The sequence below is a fragment of the Nonomuraea sp. NPDC049421 genome (assembly GCF_040677005.1).
Lineage (GTDB): Bacteria > Actinomycetota > Actinomycetes > Streptosporangiales > Streptosporangiaceae > Nonomuraea > Nonomuraea salmonea.
The window spans coordinates 85,102-106,052 of sequence record NZ_JBFAQA010000021.1; the positions used below are offsets into that span (position 1 = coordinate 85,102).

Annotated in this window: 27 protein-coding genes, 3 tRNA genes and 1 pseudogene; 9 read left to right on the plus strand and 22 right to left on the minus strand. The window is 71.3% G+C overall.

Annotation, left to right across the window (positions count from 1 at the left end; translation table 11 throughout):
• Positions 1-97 precede the first annotated feature (97 nt).
• Together AB0K18_RS31350 and AB0K18_RS31355 are read left to right on the plus strand one after the other, a co-directional pair.
• Positions 98-1,201: pseudogene (locus tag AB0K18_RS31350) on the plus strand (RNA-guided endonuclease TnpB family protein); the annotation flags it as partial.
• A gap of 265 nt (positions 1,202-1,466) precedes the next feature.
• Positions 1,467-1,943 (plus strand): DUF2283 domain-containing protein, encoded by a 477-nt coding sequence (locus AB0K18_RS31355; RefSeq protein ID WP_364921414.1) that lies wholly within the window; start codon positions 1,467-1,469, stop codon positions 1,941-1,943.
• A 118-nt stretch (positions 1,944-2,061) separates the two neighbouring features.
• Here AB0K18_RS31355 and AB0K18_RS31360 read toward each other — a convergent pair whose 3' ends face one another.
• Positions 2,062-2,514: a hypothetical protein gene (locus AB0K18_RS31360; protein WP_364921417.1), complete on the minus strand. Its 453-nt coding sequence runs from the start codon at positions 2,512-2,514 to the stop codon at positions 2,062-2,064.
• Between the two features lie 268 nt (positions 2,515-2,782).
• Between AB0K18_RS31360 and AB0K18_RS31365 the strand changes: the two genes are divergently transcribed.
• On the plus strand, positions 2,783-3,586 hold the full coding sequence (locus AB0K18_RS31365; protein WP_364921420.1) for an HAD family hydrolase: 804 nt from the start codon (positions 2,783-2,785) through the stop codon (positions 3,584-3,586).
• A gap of 125 nt (positions 3,587-3,711) precedes the next feature.
• Here AB0K18_RS31365 and AB0K18_RS31370 read toward each other — a convergent pair whose 3' ends face one another.
• From AB0K18_RS31370 to AB0K18_RS31390, 5 genes are all read right to left on the minus strand, one after another.
• Complete coding sequence (locus AB0K18_RS31370) at positions 3,712-4,074, minus strand: hypothetical protein (protein ID WP_364921422.1); 363 nt, start codon at positions 4,072-4,074, stop codon at positions 3,712-3,714.
• Between the two features lie 167 nt (positions 4,075-4,241).
• Complete coding sequence (locus AB0K18_RS31375) at positions 4,242-4,841, minus strand: TIGR00645 family protein (RefSeq protein WP_364921425.1); 600 nt, start codon at positions 4,839-4,841, stop codon at positions 4,242-4,244.
• 20 nt (positions 4,842-4,861) lie between these two features.
• Positions 4,862-5,008: a hypothetical protein gene (locus tag AB0K18_RS31380; RefSeq protein WP_364556050.1), complete on the minus strand. Its 147-nt coding sequence runs from the start codon at positions 5,006-5,008 to the stop codon at positions 4,862-4,864.
• 96 nt (positions 5,009-5,104) lie between these two features.
• Positions 5,105-5,311 carry a hypothetical protein gene (locus AB0K18_RS31385; RefSeq protein WP_364921428.1) on the minus strand — a complete coding sequence of 69 codons (207 nt, stop codon included), beginning with the start codon at positions 5,309-5,311 and terminating at the stop codon, positions 5,105-5,107.
• A gap of 82 nt (positions 5,312-5,393) precedes the next feature.
• Positions 5,394-5,744, minus strand: a complete 351-nt coding sequence (locus AB0K18_RS31390; RefSeq protein ID WP_364921430.1) for a helix-turn-helix domain-containing protein — start codon at positions 5,742-5,744, stop codon at positions 5,394-5,396.
• A 105-nt stretch (positions 5,745-5,849) separates the two neighbouring features.
• Here AB0K18_RS31390 and AB0K18_RS31395 point away from each other — a divergent pair, with 105 nt between their 5' ends.
• Positions 5,850-6,509, plus strand: coding sequence for an NAD(P)-binding domain-containing protein (locus AB0K18_RS31395; RefSeq protein WP_364921433.1), 660 nt, complete (start codon positions 5,850-5,852; stop codon positions 6,507-6,509).
• Positions 6,510-6,625: 116 nt separating this feature from the next.
• On the plus strand, positions 6,626-6,997 hold the full coding sequence (locus AB0K18_RS31400) for a hypothetical protein (protein ID WP_364921435.1): 372 nt from the start codon (positions 6,626-6,628) through the stop codon (positions 6,995-6,997).
• A 56-nt stretch (positions 6,998-7,053) separates the two neighbouring features.
• Here the strand turns inward: AB0K18_RS31400 and nfi are convergent, their stop codons facing one another.
• Positions 7,054-7,707, minus strand: coding sequence for a deoxyribonuclease V (gene nfi / locus AB0K18_RS31405; RefSeq protein ID WP_364921437.1), 654 nt, complete (start codon positions 7,705-7,707; stop codon positions 7,054-7,056).
• Between the two features lie 36 nt (positions 7,708-7,743).
• Between nfi and AB0K18_RS31410 the strand changes: the two genes are divergently transcribed.
• On the plus strand, positions 7,744-8,871 hold the full coding sequence (locus AB0K18_RS31410) for an alpha/beta hydrolase (protein ID WP_364921439.1): 1,128 nt from the start codon (positions 7,744-7,746) through the stop codon (positions 8,869-8,871).
• Here the strand turns inward: AB0K18_RS31410 and AB0K18_RS31415 are convergent.
• From AB0K18_RS31415 to AB0K18_RS31430, 4 genes are all read right to left on the minus strand, one after another.
• The gene (locus AB0K18_RS31415; RefSeq protein WP_364921673.1) at positions 8,852-9,571 is read right to left on the minus strand and encodes a type 1 glutamine amidotransferase; all 720 of its coding nucleotides are present in this window, start codon (positions 9,569-9,571) and stop codon (positions 8,852-8,854) included. The genes AB0K18_RS31410 and AB0K18_RS31415 overlap by 20 nt on opposite strands.
• Positions 9,572-9,810: 239 nt before the next feature.
• On the minus strand, positions 9,811-10,638 hold the full coding sequence (locus AB0K18_RS31420) for a bifunctional 5,10-methylenetetrahydrofolate dehydrogenase/5,10-methenyltetrahydrofolate cyclohydrolase (RefSeq protein WP_364921441.1): 828 nt from the start codon (positions 10,636-10,638) through the stop codon (positions 9,811-9,813).
• A 122-nt stretch (positions 10,639-10,760) separates the two neighbouring features.
• Positions 10,761-11,366 (minus strand): cyclodeaminase/cyclohydrolase family protein, encoded by a 606-nt coding sequence (locus tag AB0K18_RS31425; RefSeq protein WP_364921444.1) that lies wholly within the window; start codon positions 11,364-11,366, stop codon positions 10,761-10,763.
• A 28-nt stretch (positions 11,367-11,394) separates the two neighbouring features.
• Positions 11,395-11,916 carry a hypothetical protein gene (locus tag AB0K18_RS31430; protein WP_364921445.1) on the minus strand — a complete coding sequence of 174 codons (522 nt, stop codon included), beginning with the start codon at positions 11,914-11,916 and terminating at the stop codon, positions 11,395-11,397.
• 158 nt (positions 11,917-12,074) lie between these two features.
• Here AB0K18_RS31430 and AB0K18_RS31435 point away from each other — a divergent pair, with 158 nt between their 5' ends.
• On the plus strand, positions 12,075-12,992 hold the full coding sequence (locus AB0K18_RS31435) for a superoxide dismutase (RefSeq protein ID WP_364921447.1): 918 nt from the start codon (positions 12,075-12,077) through the stop codon (positions 12,990-12,992).
• 38 nt (positions 12,993-13,030) lie between these two features.
• Here the strand turns inward: AB0K18_RS31435 and AB0K18_RS31440 are convergent, their stop codons facing one another.
• The 4 genes from AB0K18_RS31440 to AB0K18_RS31455 form a co-directional block, all read right to left on the minus strand.
• A complete protein-coding gene (locus tag AB0K18_RS31440; RefSeq protein WP_364921450.1) occupies positions 13,031-13,642 on the minus strand; it encodes an FMN reductase in 612 nt (203 codons plus the stop codon).
• Positions 13,643-13,678: 36 nt separating this feature from the next.
• Positions 13,679-14,773: an LLM class flavin-dependent oxidoreductase gene (locus AB0K18_RS31445; RefSeq protein WP_364921453.1), complete on the minus strand. Its 1,095-nt coding sequence runs from the start codon at positions 14,771-14,773 to the stop codon at positions 13,679-13,681.
• 78 nt (positions 14,774-14,851) lie between these two features.
• Positions 14,852-15,502, minus strand: coding sequence for an NAD(P)H-binding protein (locus AB0K18_RS31450; protein ID WP_364921456.1), 651 nt, complete (start codon positions 15,500-15,502; stop codon positions 14,852-14,854).
• A 10-nt stretch (positions 15,503-15,512) separates the two neighbouring features.
• Positions 15,513-16,241 (minus strand): helix-turn-helix domain-containing protein, encoded by a 729-nt coding sequence (locus AB0K18_RS31455; RefSeq protein WP_364921458.1) that lies wholly within the window; start codon positions 16,239-16,241, stop codon positions 15,513-15,515.
• A gap of 71 nt (positions 16,242-16,312) precedes the next feature.
• On the opposite strand from AB0K18_RS31455, the gene AB0K18_RS31460 reads away from it, so the two are divergent.
• The gene (locus tag AB0K18_RS31460; RefSeq protein ID WP_364921460.1) at positions 16,313-16,681 is read left to right on the plus strand and encodes a metal-sulfur cluster assembly factor; all 369 of its coding nucleotides are present in this window, start codon (positions 16,313-16,315) and stop codon (positions 16,679-16,681) included.
• Positions 16,678-17,661, plus strand: a complete 984-nt coding sequence (locus tag AB0K18_RS31465) for an amidohydrolase family protein (protein ID WP_364921462.1) — start codon at positions 16,678-16,680, stop codon at positions 17,659-17,661. The genes AB0K18_RS31460 and AB0K18_RS31465 overlap by 4 nt, the downstream gene beginning before the upstream one ends.
• Here the strand turns inward: AB0K18_RS31465 and AB0K18_RS31470 are convergent.
• The 7 genes from AB0K18_RS31470 to AB0K18_RS31500 form a co-directional block, all read right to left on the minus strand.
• Complete coding sequence (locus AB0K18_RS31470) at positions 17,623-17,850, minus strand: hypothetical protein (protein WP_364921465.1); 228 nt, start codon at positions 17,848-17,850, stop codon at positions 17,623-17,625. The genes AB0K18_RS31465 and AB0K18_RS31470 overlap by 39 nt on opposite strands.
• Positions 17,851-18,024: 174 nt before the next feature.
• Positions 18,025-18,456: a nuclear transport factor 2 family protein gene (locus AB0K18_RS31475; protein WP_364921467.1), complete on the minus strand. Its 432-nt coding sequence runs from the start codon at positions 18,454-18,456 to the stop codon at positions 18,025-18,027.
• Between the two features lie 140 nt (positions 18,457-18,596).
• Positions 18,597-19,193, minus strand: a complete 597-nt coding sequence (locus AB0K18_RS31480; protein WP_364921470.1) for a hypothetical protein — start codon at positions 19,191-19,193, stop codon at positions 18,597-18,599.
• 154 nt (positions 19,194-19,347) lie between these two features.
• Positions 19,348-19,419, minus strand: a tRNA-Val gene (locus AB0K18_RS31485).
• 8 nt (positions 19,420-19,427) lie between these two features.
• Positions 19,428-19,498: transfer RNA gene (locus AB0K18_RS31490), tRNA-Cys, on the minus strand.
• 15 nt (positions 19,499-19,513) lie between these two features.
• A tRNA-Gly gene (locus AB0K18_RS31495) sits at positions 19,514-19,585 on the minus strand.
• 79 nt (positions 19,586-19,664) lie between these two features.
• A complete protein-coding gene (locus AB0K18_RS31500) occupies positions 19,665-20,864 on the minus strand; it encodes a hypothetical protein (RefSeq protein ID WP_364921473.1) in 1,200 nt (399 codons plus the stop codon).
• Positions 20,865-20,951: the final 87 nt, after the last annotated feature.

Sequence of the window (20,951 nt, forward strand, 5' to 3'; positions counted from 1 at the left end):
TGCGGAGCGGGACAGGGGCAGCCGGTTCGCCGTCAGGCGAACCGTATTCATCGAACACGCATGCGATCTGTTGTTGATCGGCGGTAGGTTGTGGGTTGTGGCGCAGATCGTGAAGCGGGCCTACAAGTACCGCTTCCACCCGACCCCCGAGCAAGCCTTGGAGCTTGCCCGGACGTTCGGTTGCGTCCGTCTCGTCTACAACAAGGCGCTCGAGGAGCGCACCCGCGCCTATCGGCTGGAAGGCCGCCGTGTCTCCTACGTGGAGTCTTCTGCGCGGCTGACGGAGTGAAAGCGCAGCGGCGAGTTCGACTTCCTGTCGGAGGTGTCGTCGGTCCCTCTTCAGCAGGCGTTGCGGCATCTTCAGGCGGCGTTCGCGAACTTCTTCGCCAGGCGCGCCAGATACCCCACGTTCAAGTCCCGCAAGAGGTCCCGGGCGTCGGCGGAGTACACCCGCTCGGCGTTCCGCTGGCGGGACGGAACCTTGACGCTGGCCAAGATGGACACGCCGCTCGATATCGTGTGGTCGCGTCCGCTGCCGGAGGGGGCGCAGCTGTCCACGGTCACCGTGTCCCGCGACGGCGCGGGGCGCTGGTTCGTGTCCCTCCTGGTCGAGGAGAAGATCAGCCCGCTTGCGCCTGCCGGGCGGAGCGTCGGTGTGGATGCGGGCGTCGCCGCGCTGGTGACGCTCTCGACCGGCGAGAAGATCGTCAATCCCAAGTATGAGCGCGCGGATCGGCGCGAGCTGGCCAAGGCTCAGCGGGCTCTGGCCCGTAAGGAGAAGGGGTCGAACAACCGGGCCAAGGCCCGGGCCAGGGTCGCCGGGGTGTACGCGCGGATCGCCGACCGCAGAAGAGATCACCTGCACAAGGTCACGACACGGCTTGTTCGCGATAATCAAGTGATCGCCGTGGAAGACCTGACCGTCCGCACCATGGTCCGCAACCGCAGCCTGGCCCGCGCCATCTCGGATGCGAGCTGGCGGGAACTGCGCTCCATGCTGGAGTACAAGGCACGATGGTACGGGCGGACTGTGGTGGCGGTTGACCGCTGGTTCCCCTCCTCCAAGCTGTGCTCGCAGTGCGGAGCCCTGCAAAAGAAGATGCCGCTGAACATCCGCGAATGGGCATGCGCCTGCGGCGCGGTCCACGACCGCGACGTCAACGCGGCCAGGAACGTGCTCGCCGCCGGGCCGGCGGAGAGCTGAAACGCCTGTGGAGCGGGTGTAAGACCCCAACGAGAGTCCTCTCGGACAGGCGACCGGCTGTGAAGCAGGAACCCTCACGGGCGACCGTGGGAACCCCCCTCGTTCACGAGGGGGAGGATGTCAAGGAGGCTTCCTCACGGCCGCGACGGTGGCGGCCCCTGGGCGGCGTGGCACGAATGGTTCTCCGGCGACGATAAGGCACGGGGCCCGGCGTTGCCTAACCGAGTCTTCCGCGCGCGGCCCAATGGGTAGATCAGCAGACATGTACGAGATCGCCCAACGGGTGCTGGCGTTGCGTACCGATCCGCCGCGTGACGTCGTCGTCACCATCGGCCTGCCGTACGAGGAGCCCACCGGCGAGTGGTCGTGCCCGTACCGGATCGACGGGCTGGAGGGATGGGAGCACGAGCGGAAGGTGACGGGGCTCGACTCGCTGGAGGCGGTCGAGCGGGCGATGGTCATGGTTCGGGCGGCGCTGGCGGGCTCGCACGAGGCCAAGGAGGGGCTGCTGTCGTGGGAGGGCGTGCCGGGCGGTCAGCGGGCCCAGACGGTGTACGTCACCATGGACGACGAACGGAACATCGCCTATATCGCGATGAAGAACGAAATAGTGCCAGGTGAGGTGGTTCGTCAGGTCGCCGCCGAGGGAGTGGTCCTCGACTACGGCGACTCCGGCCGCCTCCTCGGCCTGGAACTCTCCGACGCCGCCGGCCTCCTTCCATCGGAGATGCGCATCTGAATCCGGCGGGAGGCCGAGGCTCCGGCCGGCCGCCGGCTGCGGGGCCCAGGCCAGCGGAGCCTGGGTTAGCGGGGCGGCCCTGGGTCAGCGGGCCCTGGGTCAGTGGGGCGGGCCTGGGTCAGCGGGGTCTGGGTGCGCGGGACAGCAGCCACCGCCAGCGCGGCAACTCCAGCACCACCGTCACCACCGCCAGCACCGTGACCACCGCGGCCGCCACGGCGTGCCACACCGTCCACGCCGCCGCCACGGCAGCAACCACCTGCAGAAGGACCAGCCCGATCGTCACGAACCCCGGCACCGCCACGACCACGTGCCGCTTGTCGCCAGGGGTGGAGAAGAACGTCGGCAACCCGATCAGCAGCACCATGGAGAGCACGGCCAGCGGGAGCGAATACCCGGCCAGCGCCCACGGGACGGCCACCCAGGCCACCAGCTCGACGGCGAACCGGAACACCGATGCCAGCCGATCGGCCGGCCGGTCCGCCGCGAGCCAGGAGGGCCGGGGCGGCGGCGGGAATGCGGCCGCGTCCGCGAACGGCGTGTGCCCGGACGGGGTATCCCCGGACGGCATGTGCCCGGACGGCGCGTCCACGAAGGGCGTGTGTCCGGACGGCGGGTGTCCGGACGGGGCGTCCGCATATGGCAGGTTTCCGGACGGCGTGTGCCCGGGCGGCGTGTTCGCATGCGGCAGGTTTCCTGGCGGCGCGTTCGGGGCCGGGGGGTCCCCGGAGGGGCTCGCCCAGGATGAGCCGTCGGGCGGGGGCGTGTTCGAGGACACGTGCGTACCATAACAATGCCGAGCAGGTGATCTAGGGATAGAAGTCGGGATAATCACGTTCGTGACTCCCGCACCGTTCCCGCGCATCGTGGCCACCGACCTCGACGGCACCCTCCTCACGTCGGACGGCACCGTCAGTCCGCGTACCAGGCAGGCGTTGCGCGCGGCCCGTGCCGCCGGCGCCGAGATCGTCTTCGTCACCGCGCGGGCCCCGCGCGGCGTCAGGGAGATCGCCGCGCGGACCGGCGTGGACGGGACCGCCATCTGCAGCAACGGCGCCATCGTGTACGACGTCGCCACCGACGAGATCACCCACAGCAGCCCGCTCACCCCGTCGGCGGCCCGCGAGGTCGCCGAGACCCTGGCCCAGGTGCTGCCCGGCGTCGGCCTGGCCGTCGAGACGGGCAGGAACGTGCTGGCCGAGTCCGCCTACACCCGGCGGATCGAGGCGGACATGGCCTTCTACCGGGAGGTCGTCTCGGTGTTCGACGCCGGCCAGCCCATCGTCAAGCTGCTCGCCATGTCGGCCGCGCACACGGCGGACGACATGTACGCCGCTGTGGCCGACGCCATCGGTGACCTGGCGGAGGTCACGTACTCGGGAGTGGAGGGGCTGCTGGAGATCAGCGCGGCCGGGGTGACGAAGGCGGCCACGCTGGACCGGATCTGCCAGGAGCGGGGGATCGACGCCGGGGAGGTGGTGGCGTTCGGCGACATGCCCAACGACCTGGCCGTCCTCATGTACGCGGGCGCGGGCTACGCGATGGCCAACGCGCACCCGCTCGTGCTGGCGGCGGCCCGGCACCGCACGCTGTCGAACGACGAGGACGGCGTCGCCGCCGCCCTGGAGGCGCTCTTCCCCTGAGCCCCTGAGTCTCGGTCACGGAAGTTCGTGACGGTGGTCTCGGTCACGAGAGTTCGTGACGGTGACGGGGTGAGGCGTGCCCGCCCGTGCGGAGGGCGGGCACGTACGTCCCCACGCGTCCCTCTTCAGGCGTCGTCGTCCGACACCCGCGAAGCGCCCGGGCAGGACCCGGGTGCCTTGCTGAGCAGCGGCACCAGCCCGCCACAGGTCGTCACGGGCAGCGACACCGGCTCGACGATCTCGTCATTGAAGATGATGACGTCGCCGATCAGGGACCCGCCGCTCTTGGGCGGCGCCTCGGCCGCCTCAGGGGGCTCCGCCGGTTCGGCGGGCTGCGCGGCCTCGGCCGGCTGTGCGGGTTCGGCGGGCTGCGCGGGTTCGGGGGGCTGCGGTTCTGCGGGCTGCGCGGGTTCGGCGGCGTTCGCGGCCGGCTGCGCCGGGGGCGGCTGCACGGCGTCGGCGGGGCCGCCGAGCAGCGCCATCGCCACGACCGCGATCCCGGCCGCACCCCCCAGCCGAGCGACCCGCCGCCCACCCGGGGTGACCGCCCTCGCTCTTGCCGCCGTCGCTTCTGCCGCCGTCGGCCCTACCGCGTTCGCTCCTGCCGCGTTCGCCCCTGCGGCCGCGGCAGGGAGCCGCGCCCCGTCCGGCCGCTCTAGGCAGCCATCCGCTCCTGCGGCATCTGGCCGGAGTCTTCGCTGCTGCCGGTGCCGTGGCTGGGACGCCCGCCCGCCATGATGCGGTCGATCATGGCGAGCGCCAGGGCCGAGACCACGAAGGTCAGGTGGATCAGCGTCTTCCATATGAGCTCCCTGTCGGTGATTTCGGGACGTGCCGCGTTGATGAATATCTGGAGGAGGTGGATGGAGGAGATGCCGATGATCGCCATCGCCAGCTTGACCTTCAGCACGTTGGCGTTCACGTGCGAGAGCCATTGCGGCTGGTCGGGATGTCCTTCGATGCGCAATCGGGAGACGAACGTCTCGTAGCCGCCGATGATGACCATGATGAGCAGGTTCGAGATCATCACGACGTCCACGAGCCCGAGGACGATCAGCATCACGGTGGTCTCCGCCGGCGTGCCGCCGAAGCCCAGGTGGACCAGATGGACCAGCTCCGCCATGAAGCGCCACACGTACACGACCTGGGCCACGATCAGCCCGAGGTAGAGCGGCACCTGGATCCATCGGCTGAGGAACATGACGTAACCGACACGCCGGAGCGGGGACGCCGGCCCGGCCGGCGTGTCGGTCACGGGCACCTGCGCGAGACGCACTACGACGTCAGGATGTTGATGTGCTGGACGAAGGTCTGCATCTCAATGAGTGGGGGATCCAACGAGCCGAGAGTGTCGAGGACGATAGGGGGCGTGCCGGACGCCATCGCCAGAGCGGCGACGGCGAGCAGGACTCGTGCCTTCAACGGAACTCCTTGCTGCTGCGCTTCGATGGCTGGGACCGGGCGGCATGGGGGCGCCGTCCGTACCGTGTCGAGAGGTGGTCCCTTACCTGTGTCGCGTCAGGGCGCGAGGCAGCCCGTCAGGGGCAGCTCGGCCGGCAGTCCGGGAGCCGAGGGGTCGATCAGCGTGGTGAGGTCGGTGGCGGTGGAGACGCAGCCGAGCACGAGGGCGGGATCGACGACGGCGTGCGACGCGGGTGCGGCCAGCAGCGTGAGACCACCGGCGGCGACGGCGGCGACGGCTGCCCTGCGCAAAGCGACGTACATGGAACCTCCTGGGAGTTGGTGAGGAACAACCTCCAACTAGCTACCCAGAGTAGTTATTCAGTAACACTGCGTCTAAGTGAACTCAGGGAAAACGGGTGCCGTCCATCCTGTCCTGCGCGTCCAGCACCTCGTCGGCGTGGTCGAAGGCCCATTCGCCGAACGCCGCGATCGGGGGCAGCAGGGAGCGGCCGAGCGCGGTGAGCTCGTACTCGACCCTGGGCGGTGCCTCGGCGTACGCGTGACGGGTCACCAGGCCGTTGTACTCGAGGCGGCGCAGCGTCTCGGTCAGCACCTTGGTGCTGATGCCGCCGATCGTGTCCCGCAGCTCTCCCGGCCGGCGCGGGCCGTGCCGCAGCGCCCACAGCACGACCGCGTTCCACGTGTTGCCCAGCAGGTCGAAGGCCAGCCTGGCCTGGCAGTCGGCGAGGAACAACAGCGGCCTCCGTTAGGCACCGAATGGTGTGTGACGAGCTTTCTAGTGTCCTCCTATCACGGTAAAGCCCCACATCGGGGGACTTATGACTGGAAGGCGGGACATATGAGGATCGGGATCCTGGGCGCGGGCGGCATGGCGGACGCCCTGGGCACGCAATGGGCACGTGCCGGACACGAGGTGATGGTCAGTGGCCGGGACGAGTCGAGCGGCGCCACACGCGCGAAGACCATGACCGCCGCCCTCACCGCCGCGCCGGGGGAGGTGCGGGGTGGGTCGTTCGCGGCGGCGGCCGCGTTCGGTGAGGTCGTCGTGGTGGCGGTTCGGGAGGCGGGGCTGCTCGACACGCTCAGAGCCACCGGTACGTCCCTGCGCGGCAAGCCGCTCATCGACGTCGTCAACACCGCCGACATCTTCGCCTACGACCCCACCCGCCCCATCGCCCGCCTGATCGCCGACGTCACCGGCGGCCACGTGGTGAAGGCGTTCAACCTGTGCAACGTGGACGTGTGGCGGATGACCCCGCCGGTGTTCGACGGCCGTCCGCTGGCGGTGCCCCTGTGCGGCGACGACCAGGAGGCGCTGGACGCCGCCCGTACGCTGGTCACCGCCCTCGGCTGCACCCCCGTGGACGGCGGCGGCCTCGACCGGTCGATGCTGCTGGAGGCGACGGCCGCGTTCGTGATCGGCCTGTGGTTCGGCGGCGCGGACGCCCAGGCGATCCTGCCGCCGCTGGCCTCGTCAGGTGAGCACCGCCGCACATGACAGCGGCTGATACATCAGCGGGCGTAGACAGGACCGCGACGTACGGCGGATGCCCGCCCGATCTCCCGCCGACATGCTGAAGACCTTCGTCCAGAGCGGTCAGAGGGAGAAGTCGAGTGGTCACCGAGGTCGCCGGCAAGACCGGATACGCCACCACGTTCAAGGTCGTCACCGTGCTCAACACGCTGGCCGTGCTGCTCCAGGCGGTGACGGCCGGGCAGCTCATGAGCGGGGGAGCGGCGGGCCCGCACGGCATGGGGGCGAGCGCGGTGCACCTGCTCGGGCTGGTGCAGCTCGTCGTCGCCGTGCTGCTGTGGCGGCCGGGGCGGGGCGCCGGGTGGCCGGCGGTGGTGGGCGCGGCGGTGCTGCTGCTCGGGTTCGTCCAGTCGATGCTGGGCGGGTCGGGGGCGGTGGCGGCGCACGTACCGCTCGGGATGGGGCTCTTCGGGCTCAGCGTCTGGCTGCTCGTCTGGGCCTGGCGCCGCTGACCCGCGGGCCGGGGGATCGGCCGCCCGGCCCGCGCGGGGGCCGGGCCAGGCGACCGTTACGGGTGTCTGGCGAGGTGGTCGGCGTGGCGGATCGGCTCCGGCAGGCGGTAGCGGGCCGCCAGGCGCAGGACCTGCTCGGTGGCGACGTCCAGCGAGATGCGGTGGCCCTGGGAGACGTACACCGGCTTGACGCCCCGCTGGGTGCGCAGGGCGCGGCCCACCGTCGCGCCCTCGTGGACGATGGGCGTCCACGAGCCGCGCTCGTCTCCGGGCGGCTCGTGCGTGCCGACGAACGGCGTCTTGCCCACTCCGAGTGACGGCAGCCCGGTCAGCACGCCCAGGTGACACGCCAGGCCGAAACCGCGCGGGTGCGCGAGGCCGTACCCGTCGCAGACGAGCAGGTCGGGCGTGGTCCTGAGCCGTTCGAGCGCCGTCACGAGCGCGGGCAGCTCGCGGAAGGCGAACAGCCCCGGCACGTACGGGAACGCCGTCTCCCCGTGCGCCACGACCTGCTCCACCGGCTCCAGCGTGCCCGCGTCCAGCACGACCACGGCCGCCGTCACCGCGTCGCCTCGATAGTGCACGTCGAGCCCCGCGATCAGCTCGAACGTGGACGGCCCGTCCAGCTCGACCCTGGACCTGAGCCGATCCTGAAGGGCCTCGGCCTCGTGAACGCTCGACGGCCAGGGGTGAAGCTGCTCCACATGCACCCGCCCAAGCTATCCCGTTCTGTAAGGTCGGGGATCATGAGCGAGGTCCTGGTCGTGGTCGGTCCCGGGGTGGTGGCGGACACCCGGCTGCTCAGGGAGATCGCCGATCGCGAGTTCGCGGCCCAGGGTGTGACGGGGGCCGTCGCGTTCGCCGAAGACCCCACCCACCTGCAGGTCCTGCTCGGGACGTGCGAGGCCGCCGTGGTCCTCGATCGACCCACCGGCCAGGTGACGACCCCACCGGTGGCCGTCTGGGTGGACCTCGAACGCACGGACTCCGGGGAGGGCGTGCGGCGTGTTCACGGGCGCGGCGTCCAGGGGCTGGCGTGGGGCATCCGGCACGCTGTGCACCGCATGCGATACCCCGGCATCAGACGCGTCACCTACGGCACCGAGCCCGACCAGTGGGCCGATCTGTACGTGCCGGAAACGCGCCGCCATGAGGACGGACGTGGCGGGGCGCGGGAGCCGTGGACCACCACCGGGACCGGCCTTCCTGTGGTGGCGCTGATCCACGGCGGCTACTGGCGTTCGATCTGGGCCGCCGACCTGATGGAGCCCCTCTGCGCCGACCTCCTCGGACGCGGCTTCGCCGTGTGGAACATCGAGTACCGCCGCCCCGACCTGCACGGCTGGGACGCCACGACGAGCGACATCGCCACCGCCCTGTCCACCCTCCACGACACGGGCGCCACCGGTGCGGCGGGGCTGGACCTGAGCAGGGTGGCCGTCGCCGGCCATTCGGCAGGAGGGCAACTCGCCTTGCGGGCGGCGGCGGACGGGGCCCGCGTGTCGCTGGCCGTGTCGCTGGCGGGCGTACTCGACCTCGAAGCAGGCGACCGCCGCTGGCTCAGCGCCGGCGCGGTCGCCGCCGCCCTGGGCCACCCGTCGCTCGGCCGGCCGCCGGGGCCTGCGCGGGCCGGCCGGTACGCGGAGTCGTCGCCCCTGCGGCGCGTGCCGCTGGGCGTGCCGCAGCTCATCGTCCAGGGGGCCGAGGACGATCTGGACCTGGTCGACTTCTCCCGCCGCTACGCCGTGGCGGCCAGGGCGGCGGGGGACGACGTGACGTACCTGGAGTCGCCCGGCGGGCACTTCGACGTCATCGCACCCACGGCCCCGATCTGGCAGGCCGCCGTGAGCGCCATCACGGACGCGCTCCGCTGACCGGGCGGCGCCGCTCGCCCGGCCCGGGTGCGGTGGCCAGGGCGGCGAAACGGCCGGCCACCTGCCGCCAGACCGGCGTGGACACCGGCTCGTCGGCCACGGCCCGCGCATAGACCTCGTCGGGGTCGAACCCGTCGACCTCCCACTGACGTATGCGCGCCGGCATCACCTCCGGATGGAACTGCACCCCCCACGCCCGCTCACCCACCCGGAACGCCTGGTACGGGCAGCGCTCGGTCTCGGCGAGGTGGACGGCGCCGTCGGGAAGCCGGGTGACGGCGTCCTTGTGGTGCTCGATGGCGGGCACGACGGGCGGCAGGCCGTGGAACAGCGGGTCGGCGGCGGCCTCTGCCCTGATGGTGACGGGGAGGCTGCCGTTCTCGGGCAGGCCGGTGTCGCCGGTCACCTCGCCGCCCGCCACCTCGGCCAGCATCTGCCCGCCCAGGCAGATGCCGAACACCGGCACCTCATCGGCCAGCGCCTGCCCCATGAGCCGGCGGGCGTCCCGCAACCAGGGCGCGCGGTGGTCCTCGCTCGGGAGATAGCCGCCGCCGAGCATGATCAGGGCATCATGCCGCAACCGCTCGGGCAACGCGGCCCCCTCGTGGGCGAGCACGACGTCAGGCCGCAACCCGGACTCGGCCAGCCAGTCGCCCAGCCGGCCGGGACCGCCGCTCCTGCTGTTCTGGATGATGAGCACGTCAGGCAACGCCGGCCTCCACGAGATAGGAAAGATGAACGATCAAGGCTGGTGGACGATCTGAGCAAGGGAGCAGCTCAACGAAGGACCCCTCACCGCACAAGCGGGGCACCGGTCGCAGGCACGGTCCCCCGCCGAGCGCGCGAGAACGGGCGCGGAGACGGGCGCAGGGCTCCGCCGGGTGGGCACGGGCGCGGTCCTTCGCCAGGTGGGCGGGGCTGAGCGTGGTTCGGGGGAGGTCACGGGAGGTTGGCGGCCCTGGCGGTGTGGCGGAGGAGGAGGGCGGTGGTGACCGGGCCGACGCCGCCGGGCACCGGGGTGAGGGCGGCGGCCACGTCCGCGACGGCGGTGGCGTCGACGTCGCCCGTGAGGCCGCCGTCGTCGGTGGGGTTGGTGCCGACGTCGATGACCACGGCGCCGGGGGCCACGTGGTCGCGGCCGATCAGGCCGGCGCGTCCGGCGGCGGCGACCAGCACCTCGGCCCGCGCGGTGACCGAGGCGAGGTCGCGGGTGCGCGAGTGGGCGACGGTGACCGTGGCGTGCCGGTCGAGCAGCAGGTGGGCGAGCGGCTTGCCGACCACGGTCGAGCGGCCGACCACCACGGCCCGCCGCCCCTCCAGCGGCACCTCGTAGTGGTCGAGCAGCGCCATCACGGCGGCCGCCGTGGCGGGCGGGAACGCGGGCAGCCCGGCGGCCAGCCGGCCGAGCGAGAGCGGGTTGGCGCCGTCGACGTCTTTGCGCGGGTCGATGGCGGCGGCCAGCCGCTGCGCCGACGCGCCCGGGGGCAGCGGGGTCTGGAGCATGACGCCGTGGACGTCGGGCGCGGCGGAGAGCCTGGCCAGCGTCTCGGCGATCTGGTCGGGGGCGGCCTCGGGGCCGAGGTCGACGACGTCACAGGCGATGCCGACGCCGGCCGCCGCCTTGGCGATCGAGCGGACGTACCACAGGCTCGCCTCGTCGGCGGTGGCCACCACGACGGCCAGCCGCGGCTGCACCCCCGCCGTGGCCTCCGCCTGCGTCTGCGCCCTGATCGCGGCCGCCAGGTCCTTGCCGGTCAGCGTCTTCAACGGTCGTCCTGCCCCCTGCTGTCGGACGGGTGCCCCCACCGGACCCGCCACCTGTCCTCACGCGCCGTCGCGATCACCGCTCAGCTCGCTTTCTGCTCCCAGGCCGATGCCGGCGTCCGATCTCACGGCTTGATCTGTTCGCGCACCTCGGCGGTCACCCAGTCTGCCCTGGCGACGGCGGCGTCGACACCGGACATGCGGATGTTCAGCTCCTCGCGTACCCGCTCGTCCTTGATGCCGCCGAGGTTGATCTCGACGTTGACGCGGCCCGTGCTGAGGGCGGCGCGGGCCGCGTCCGCCGCGGCGGCCACGTCGCTGAGGACGTTGCGGTTGCAGATCGGCAGCAGCAGCTCGCACAGCTCGACCACGCGCGCGGCGGCCTCGATGACGCGGGCGGGCGGCTCGGCAGCCCCGGCCAGGGCCCTGGCGATGGTGGCGGTGCGCTCCTCGCCCTTGGGCAGCCGGTACGCGTCGGTGACGGCGGTAAAGGCGGCCGCGTCCTCCTCGGCCAGCCGCAGCGCCCGCGCCCGCAACGTGTCGGTCTCGGCGATCACGGCGCCGACGGTCTCGGCGTGGGCGGCGTACTTCTCGCCCGTGGTGTAGCGGGCCACCATGCCGAGCAGCGCGGCGCCCTGGGCCGCGTGCAGGGCCGCCGTGGCGCCGCCGCCGGGTGCGGGCACCCGGTCGGCCAGCCGGCTCAGGAAGTCGTCGATCGTCGTGTCGCGCATGGCGGCATTCTGTCAGGCCCGGGCAGGTTCACTCGCGGTACATCGGTCGCGTGGCGTCCTCGGGCCGCCCGGCGGGCGGCGGCAGGTACGGAGAGGGCCCCGGCTGCCACTGCCCCTCGTACGGGTCCACGGCCCGCGCCCGCCCCCGCCACCGCGACGGGAACGCCGACACGACCAGCAGCGCCACGCCGAGCAGGAACTGCAGCCCCGAGTACGTCAAGGTCATGAACCCGCTCTGCAGCGTGGACGGCAGCAACGCGTCGGGCAGCAGCCGCGTCCCCGTGCTGATCTCGGCGAACGGCAGCACACCCAGCCCCGTGTACGCCAGCCCGCCGAGCAGCGAGGCGACGGGCGACAGCCGCGAGCCGGCCAGGAAGGCGAGGAGGATCCCCGAGACGGCCAGCACCCCGAGGGCGACCCAGGAGACGCGCAGCTCCCGCTGGGCGGTGACGGACAGCTCGCCCACGCCGTACCAGAGGCCGGCGGCGAGCAGGGCGGGCAGGAGCAGCCCGGCGAGCACTCCCAGAGCGTGACGGGCACTATTTGTCATGATCTACCCCGTTTGCTTGGCTCTGTCCCAACCTACTCGCCGGGCCCGCCCGCCGCAGGACCCATGAAGCATCACCCATGGGGCGGACAATCTGAGAAGTATCTGAGAAGCCGCGAACGGGTCTTTGCCGCAGAAGATCCCGCGGGCATCGTGGGCGCATGAGATCCGCGATCCAGAAGACCGCACTCAGCGCACTCGCCGCGGTCCTGCTCGGCGCCACGCTCCACGGCCCCGCGCAGGCGACGACGAGAACCGACACGTTCCCCCTGCCCAATGGCTTCCAGCCGGAGGGCATCGCGATCGCCGGCGGCCACGCCTACTTCGGCTCGCGCGCCACCGGCGACATCTACCGCGCCGACCTGCGTACCGGCAGGGGGAGGGTGATCAGCAAGGGTCCCGGCACGCCGTCGCTCGGCCTGGAGACCGACGGCCGCGGGCGGCTGTTCGTGGCGGGCGGCAACGCGGGCGACGCCCGGGTGATCGACCTGCGCACCGGAAGGGTGCTCAAGTCGTACCGGCTCGCCACCGGCACGTCGTTCGTCAACGACGTGATCATCGTCGGCCGGGCCGCCTACTTCACCGACTCCAGCAACCCCGTCCTGTACAAGCTGGACCTCGGCCGCCGCGGCAGGCTGCCCGCCAAGGCCGTCAAGATCCGGCTCAGAGGAGACATCAAGTACGGCGAGGGCATCAACGCCAACGGCATCGTCGCCAGCCCCGACGGCCGCTCGCTGCTCGTCGTCCAGTCGAACACCGGCAAGCTCTTCGAGGTCAACCCGCGCTCCGGGTTCACCGACGAGGTCAGGCTGCGCGGCACGAACCTGACCAACGGCGACGGCCTGCTGCTGGAGGGCCGCACCCTGTACGCCGTCCAGAACAGGGACAACCGGATCGCGGTGATCAGGCTGTCCCGTGACGGCGAATCGGGCACGCTCGTCAAGCGCATCACCCACCGCAAGTTCGACGTGCCCACGACGGTCGCCGCCCGCGGCCCCCGCCTCTACCTCCCCAACGCCCGCTTCAGCACGACCCCGACCCCCGACACGAAGTACGACGTCGTCTCGGTCAAGCGCTGATCATCCGCCCCGGGGCACCGCCCCGGGGCGTTCACCCGCTAGTCGGGTTCGCCCGGGCGCAGCGCCGCGAGCTGCTGCTCGAACGGCACGACCGCCTCGGGCTCGGCCCGCCGGGACACGCGGTGCGGCAGCAGCGCGGCCAGCTCCTCGGCGGCGCGCTCGATGCGCTCGCCCAGCCCGTCGGTGAAGGCGTCCCTGCCGCCGCCCCAGTCCTCGGAGGCCGCGTACACGGCGGTCGGCACGACCACGGCCCGCAGGTACGCGAACAGCGGCCGCAGCGCGTGCTCCAGCGCCAGCGAGTGCCGGGCGGTGCCGCCGGTGGCCGCGATCAGCACCGGCTTGCCGGTCAGCGCGGTGTTGTCGATCACGTCGAAGAACGACTTGAACAGCCCGCTGTAGGACCCGCTGAAGATCGGCGTGACCGCGATGAGCGCGTCCGCCGCCGTCACGGTCTCGATGGCCGCGCGCAGCCGGCCGTTGGGGAAGCCGGTGACGAAGGCGTTGGCGATGTCCACGGCGAGGTCGCGCAGCTCCACGGTCTCGACCTCGGCGGCTTCCGCCCGCCGCGCGACCGCCTCGCCCAGGCGGTCGCCGAGCAGGCGGGTGGAGGAGGGCTGGGTCAATCCCGCCGTGACGACGACGAGCTTCATGAGGAGAGGTCTCCTTTCACAGCGAAGGAAGGCGGGTCAGGCGCCGACGGGAGCCGACGCGTCCCGCGCCGCCAGCAGCGACGCGTGCGTGGGCGCGCCGGGCACCTCGGCGGGGCGGTCCTTGGCGAACTCCTTGCGCAGCACCGGCACGACCTCCTCACCGAGGATGTCGAGCTGCTCCAGCACGGTCTTCAGCGGCAGGCCCGCGTGGTCCATGAGGAAGAGCTGGCGCTGGTAGTCGCCGAAGAACTCCCTGAACTCGAGCGTGCTGTCGATGACCTGCTGCGGGCTGCCCACGGTGAGCGGCGTCTCGGCCATGAACTCCTCCAGCGAGGGGCCGTGGCCGTAGACGGGGGCGTTGTCGAAGTAGGGGCGGAACTCGCGTACCGCGTCCTGGGAGTTCTTGCGCATGAACACCTGCCCGCCGAGCCCCACGACGGCCTGCTCGGGCGTGCCGTGGCCGTAGTGGGCGTAGCGCTGGCGGTAGAGGCTGATCAGGCGCATGAAGTGCTCCTTCGGCCAGAAGATGTTGTTGGCGAAGAAGCCGTCGCCGTAGTAGGCGGCCTGCTCGGCGATCTCGGGGCTGCGGATCGAGCCGTGCCACACGAACGGCGGCACGCCGTCGAGCGGGCGCGGGGTGCTGGTGAAGCCCTGCAGCGGCGTACGGAAGCGGCCCTCCCAGTCGACGACGTCCTCGCGCCACAGCCGGTGCAGCAGCGCGTAGTTCTCGATGGCCAGCGGGATGCCCTGCCTGATGTCCTGCCCGAACCACGGGTAGACGGGCCCCGTGTTGCCGCGCCCCAGCATCAGGTCCACCCGGCCGCCGGAGAGGTGCTGCAGCATGGCGAAGTCTTCGGCGATCTTCACGGGGTCGTTGGTCGTGATCAGCGTCGTGGCCGTGGACAGCTGCAGGCGCTCGGTCCTGGCCGCGATGTAGCCCAGCATGGTGGTGGGCGAGGACGGCACGAAGGGCGGGTTGTGGTGCTCGCCGGTCGCGAAGACGTCGAGACCCACCTCCTCCGCCTTGAGCGCGATCGCCACCATCGCCTTGATCCGCTCGTGCTCCGAGGGGGTCCTGCCGGTGGTGGGGTCGGTGGTGACGTCACCCACGCTGAAGATGCCGAACTGCACTTTAGTCACCATCCATGACTGTTGAATATTTGACGACTACGGTAGCGCCAGAGCACGCCGGGTTATTCCATCATCCGTTCAGAGGGCGTTGATGTCCGCGGGTCCGAGTATCCGCTTCGGCGCCCCGCGCTCGGCCACCGCGATCATCGCCTGGCCGATCCGCTCCGTCGTGGTCACCTGCGCGGCGAACAGCCGCCGCAGGATCGGGTAGAGCGGCCTGGTCACCATGTACGCCCACCGGTAGAGCGCGGTGCGCGAGGTCACCCCGTGCACCGGCTGGATGTAGCCCGGCCGGAACATGTACGCCTCCAGCGGCAGCGCCAGCAGCGCGTTCTCGGTCTCGCCCTTCACCCGGGCCCACATGGCCCGCCCGCCGGCGTCGGTGCCCATGCCCGAGACGTAGACGAAGGTCGATCCCGGGCTGAGCCTGGCCAGCGTCCGCCCGGCCGCCAGCGCGAAGTCGTAGGTGACCCGGCGGTAGCCGGGCTCCCGCATGCCCGCCGACGACACCCCGAGGCAGAAGAAGCAGGCGTCGTGGCCGCGCAACTCGTCCTCGATCGGACTCAGGTCGTCGAGCGCCGCATGCCTCACCTCACGCAGCTTCGGGTGCGTGACCCCGGTGGGGGCGCGGCCGACCGCCAGCACGGCCGTCACCCGCTCATCGGCCAGGCACTCCCTGAGCACGCCGCGCCCGATCATGCCGGTCGCCCCGAACAGGATCACCTTCATGCCGTTCCTCTCACGTCAGGTCGCCGACGGCCTCCTCCAGGCGGGCGCGGGCGCGGGCGGGGACGGTCAGGCCGTGGGCGGAGATGCCGATGGCCCACGACGTGCCGGGCACCACCGCGCCCGCGCAGGCCACCTCGTCCCTGAACTGCCCGTGCTCCTCCACCACCTGCCCCGGGGATAAGCCCGCCAGCTCCTCCTCGACGTCCTCCACGCTGGCGGGGGTGGAGGAGGTGAAGCGGCGCAGGCCGTACTCGGTCAATATGTCACGCCGCGTCCGCTGCGGGAGCGAGAGCAGCAGCGCCTTGCCGAGCGCGGTGGCGTGCGGCGCGGTGTCCAGGCCCGCCTGCAGGTCCTCGAGCCAGGGGGAGCGCGGCCCCTCGGCGACGTCCAGCACGATCAACCGGCCGCCGAGCAGCTGCGCGAGGTACGCGGTGTGCCCCGTCACCGCCGACAGGTGGCGCAGCACGACCGAGGCGCGGGGCGGGCGGTCGAAGGCGTCGATCATCTCGTGGAACCGCTCGGCGACCTGGCTGCCCGGCAGGTAGTCGCCGTCCGGGCAGCGGTACAGGTAGCCCTCGTAGCACAGGGTGCGGACGAGGTGGTAGGAGGTCGACAGGTTGAGCCCGCACCGCCGTGCGATGACCTTGACCGACAGCGGCCGGTCGGCGCGCGAGACCTCCTCCAGGACGCGAAGGGCACGGGAGACGCTGCGTATCAGATCGCTCGGTTCATCGGTCATCCCTACAGCATGTGCGCTATCTGAAAATCGGACGCCTACCCCAGGCGGCACACCCGTCCGACGATGAGGCCATGCCGGAGATACCGCAGTGGGCCAGTGAGGCGCTGTCGGGGGTCTACGACCCGTGCTGCCGGGAGAAGGGCATCTCCGTCGTGGAGATGGGCCTCGTCAGATCCGTCGAGGTGCGCGACGGCCTGGCCAGGGTGGAGCTGCTGCTGACGTCGGGCTGGTGCCCGTTCGCCGCCCGCGTGCTGTCGGAGGTGCGCGAGCGCATCGAGGAGCAGCCGGGCGTCCGCGAGGCCGAGGTGGAGATCGTCTGGGACGAGGTGTGGACGACGGAGCGGCTCTCCCCGAGGGCGGACCGGCTGCTGCGCTTCCTGCCCGACCCCGCGCAGGTGCCCGACAAAGCCGCCTACATCGCGAGAAGGGAACGACGGTGATCGACGACTTCTTCGTGTTCGACAGCGTGGCGCACGTCTTCAACTTCGAGCCCAAGAACGCCTTCGGCGACCCGGGCCGGATGTTCTCCAACCACTTGTACGCCTTCCACACCACCCTCACCCCGGAGGGCGAGCCCAAGCTGCCGCCCGAGGAGTTCCTGCGGCAGTGGACGATCGACGACATCCACCGCATGGTCTTCGACGAGTCCGACACCGACATGCTCGTGGCCATGCCGCTGCCGCTCACCGACCTCTACCACGACGGCCTGTCGCCCTGGCAGGAGTGCGCCGAGCTGGCCGCCCGCGACCCCGATCGGGTCGTCTTCTGGGGCTCGGTCAACCCGTTGGAGGGCCGCAAGGCGCTGGACCTGATGGAACGCCAGGTGGGGGAGTACAACGCGCGGGCGTTCAAGCTCTACAACGTCCGCTACGACTACGGCTCGCCGTACCCGTGGCGGATGGACGACCCCCGGGTGGCCTTCCCCATCTTCGAGAAGGCCCGCGACCTCGGCGTCAACCTGATCGGCGTGCACAAGGGCGTCCCGCTGGGGCCGCAGCCGATCGAGCACACCCAGACGTGGGACATGGACGGCGCCGCCGCCAACTTCCCCGACATCAACTTCGTCATCTTCCACGTCGGCCTGCCGTTCCTGGACGAGACCTGCTGGCAGCTCATCCGTTACCCCAACCTGTACGCCGACCTCGCGGCCACGATCAACTTCATCGTGCGGGCGCCGAGGATGTTCGCCGAGATCCTCGGCAAGCTGCTCTTCTGGTGCGGCGAGGACAAGATCATCTACGGCTCGGAGGCGCCGATCTTCCACCCGCAGTGGGCGCTGCGCGCGTTCAGGGACTTCCAGATCCCGCAGGACCTGTGCGCGGGGTACGGCTACCCGCAGCTCACCGACCAGGCCAAGCGCAAGATCCTGGGGGAGAACCTGCTACGCCTGCACGGCCTTGCTCCGGTGCACGGCCTGTAGCAGCCCGACGGCCACCAGACCGGCCACCGTGGCCGAGCCGGGCGGGCGTCGTCCCGCGAGCGCCCCGATGACGAGGGCGAACCCCGCCGTCCAGGCCGCCGTGAGCGGCAGCCCGGCCACGGCCGTGTCCCATGCCTCGTCGCCGAGCGCCACCGCCGCCACGGCCTGCGCCACAACCCCTAGCACCACCCCGCCACGGCCGGAACCGTCCGGCCCGCCGCCCCTCGCCCTCGATCGAGGTGGCAGGGGGACACTGCCCGCCCAGCCGCTGTTCTCAGTAACCCCCCACAAACGGCACAAACCCCTAACCCGCCGCTTTCCAGGGCTCCCAGGGCTCCCAGGGCTCCCAGGGCTCTCCGGGGCTCAGGTGGCGGTGCGCCAGGACTGTTCCTCGATCAGCTCCACGCTGCGCCAGCCCTCGGGAGTGCGGCGGAGGCGGTGGTGGTACCAGCCGCCGCCGTGCAGGAACCCCTTGGTCCGCGCGCCCGTCATCTCCCGCGTGGGGGCCAGCGTGTCGAGGAACGGCGCGCTCACCCGCGCCTCACCGCCGCCGAACGCGAACGTGGCCGCGCCCACCAGATGCGACCGGCCGGGCCATTGCGAGAGCACCTCGGCCAGCCACGCCTTGACCTCGTCGCGGGTGCCGCTGATGCCTCCGGACGAGCGGTAGTCGATGCTCGCGTCCGGGGTGAACACCTCGTCCAGCAGGTCCCAGTGCCCTGAGTCGACGGCCCTGGTGTAGCGGGCCAGCAGCTCCGTGATCTCTGATCGGTCGGCGATCTCCTGCGCGTCCATGGAGTGATCGTCGCGCTAGGCGAGGCTCATGGCCAGCAGCCCTTGGAGGCGATGCGCGGGCACCCGTACGGAGAAGGGCGCACACGGCACGCAGAAGCAGTCCCGGCCGGACGTGAACTCCACGCCACCGGGCGCGAGGTTCACCAGCAGGCGGTCGTTGTCGGCGGTGACCGTCCGGGGGTTCTGTCCCTCGGGCATGAGTGGGCGCAGCGTCTCCTCCATGTACGCCGCCACGGGATCGGCCAGCACCGCACCGACCCGTCCGGCGTCGGGCCCGCCCACGGCCCGGGGACAGGACAGCGTGACGACCAGCCCCGGGATCTCACGGCCACGCAGAAGTACGTCAGCGCCACCGCGAAGCCCGCCACCACCAGCGACCACCGCCGGTCGGTACGCACGGGATGAGGCGCGGAGACTTCGCCGGCCGGCGCGGGCAGCGCCTTCTGCACCGCCACCGACAGCGCGGCCAGCAGCATGGGCGGCACGGCGACCTGCGCGGGCGCGGCAACCAGCGCCGCCGTCAGGTCAGCGGCGTACTCGCTCACCCAGGCCGTGCTCCACGGCTCGGCCAGCAGCGACTCCCGCACGAACACGCCGACGAGAGACCACCCGGCGACCAGGCACGGCAGCACCCACGCCCGCCGCCTGAACCCCCACCTCGCCCTGCCCCCGGCCCTGCCCCCGGCCTTGCGCACGGCCCCGCGCGTCACCCCGAAGGTGATGAGCCCGGCGATCAACAGCCACCCCGACCGCGACGCCGTCCGACCGCCCACGCGCCGCGCCGATGCCCATCCCAAGCCCCGGAAACACCAGCACCCCGACGACCGGCCGCCCCGCGAGCACCCCGAGAAGCACGAAGCCCCAGCCGGTGGGGCTGGGGCTTCGTCAGGGTGGACGATACTGGGATTGAACCAGTGACCTCTTCCGTGTCAGGGAAGCGCTCTCCCGCTGAGCTAATCGTCCTTGGTGTGAGGTGGCGACGGGATTTGAACCCGTGTGGACGGCTTTGCAGGCCGCTGCCTCGCCTCTCGGCCACGCCACCGAGCCGGAAGCTCCGAGCGGAAGACGGGATTCGAACCCGCGACCCTCACCTTGGCAAGGTGATGCTCTACCACTGAGCCACTTCCGCGTGTCGCCCCGGTCGCTGCCGGGTGACGTAGAGAACTCTAGCGAATCTCGGCCCACTCCCCAAACTGGAATCCGGGCACCTACGGCGTGAGGCGCACGCCCACCGGATGCGGACCCTCCGTCTCCAGCCGGTACTCCCGCCCGTTGATCGCCCGGTTGTGCTCGATGACCCGCTCCGACGGCGGCTGCTCCCCGCCCATGATCGCCTCCTGCATGCGGGTGAACCGCTCGTGGGCCTCGCGCACGTAGCCGGTGCCCAGGGTGGTGACGTCCACCTGCGTGGTGAGCAGGTCGCGCAGGTAGCCCTTGTTCGGCTCGAACGTCACGGGCGGCGGCAGCGCGGGCGCCAGCACCTGGTCGGGGTCGCGCCCGTCGAAGCGCTTGAAGAGCTCGGCGGCCAGCCGCAGATGTTCGAGCTCCATCATGAGGTGCAGCTCCCAGATCGCGCGCACCTTGGGCTCGGACTCGGTCTCCATGAACGAGTGGTAGAGGTAGCACTCGTTGTACTCGTGGTTGAGCAGCATCTCCCACCAGCTCTCGCCGGGGTCGACGAGCGACTCGTAGTGGGTGACGTGCTCCTCCTCGATGAGCCCGATCTCCTGGTAGAGCTGCCGCGCGATCGGCTCCATGTAGGTGGGGCCGACGTTCATGTAGAAGTTCATGGTCTGCTGCTCGGCCGCCATGATCGTCAGCGCGTGCAGCCGCGACAGCGGCTCGGTCTCGTGGCGCTCGTAGGGCCGGCGCACGTTGTCGATGGGGTCGCGATGATGCTGGTACGTCGGCCGCCCCGGCATGACCTCGGTGAGCTGGTCGACGATCTTCTCCGCTTTGCGGTGCTCGATCATCTCGTACAGGTTGGCGTACCGGTAGAGATGGTCGAAGTCCTCCAGCACCCCGAACTGGTAGGCCTGCTTCAGGTACGGATCCGGCTCCATTCGCGCCACCCAGGCCGTCAGGTCCACCGCGACCTGCTCGTACGCAATCGTCGTCTCCAGCACCGACGACGAGCCGGGCAGCAGCCAGTTGACCGCCTTCTGCTGCTGCGCCTCGATGTAGCGGACCCGGGCGAGCTGCTGCTTGATCTCCAGGTCGGGGCAGTGCCGGGCCAGGTGGTGGCTGAACATGACGGCCTCGACCTCGATGCCGTTCATGGTGATGATGCGGCACCGCGTGTACGGGTCGGCGGCGTCGGGGTCGATCGGGGTGACGTTCAGCTCCCGCCAGGTGCGCAGCTGCTCGTCCAGCGGGATACCCCGCTCCTGGAGTGGGTCGAAGGACATGTCGCTGCGCGTACCCGCGCCCGTGCCGGGCAACCTCCGCGTTCGGTGCTCGGAACGCCCGCGTTCGGTAAGGCGGCGCGTGCCGGG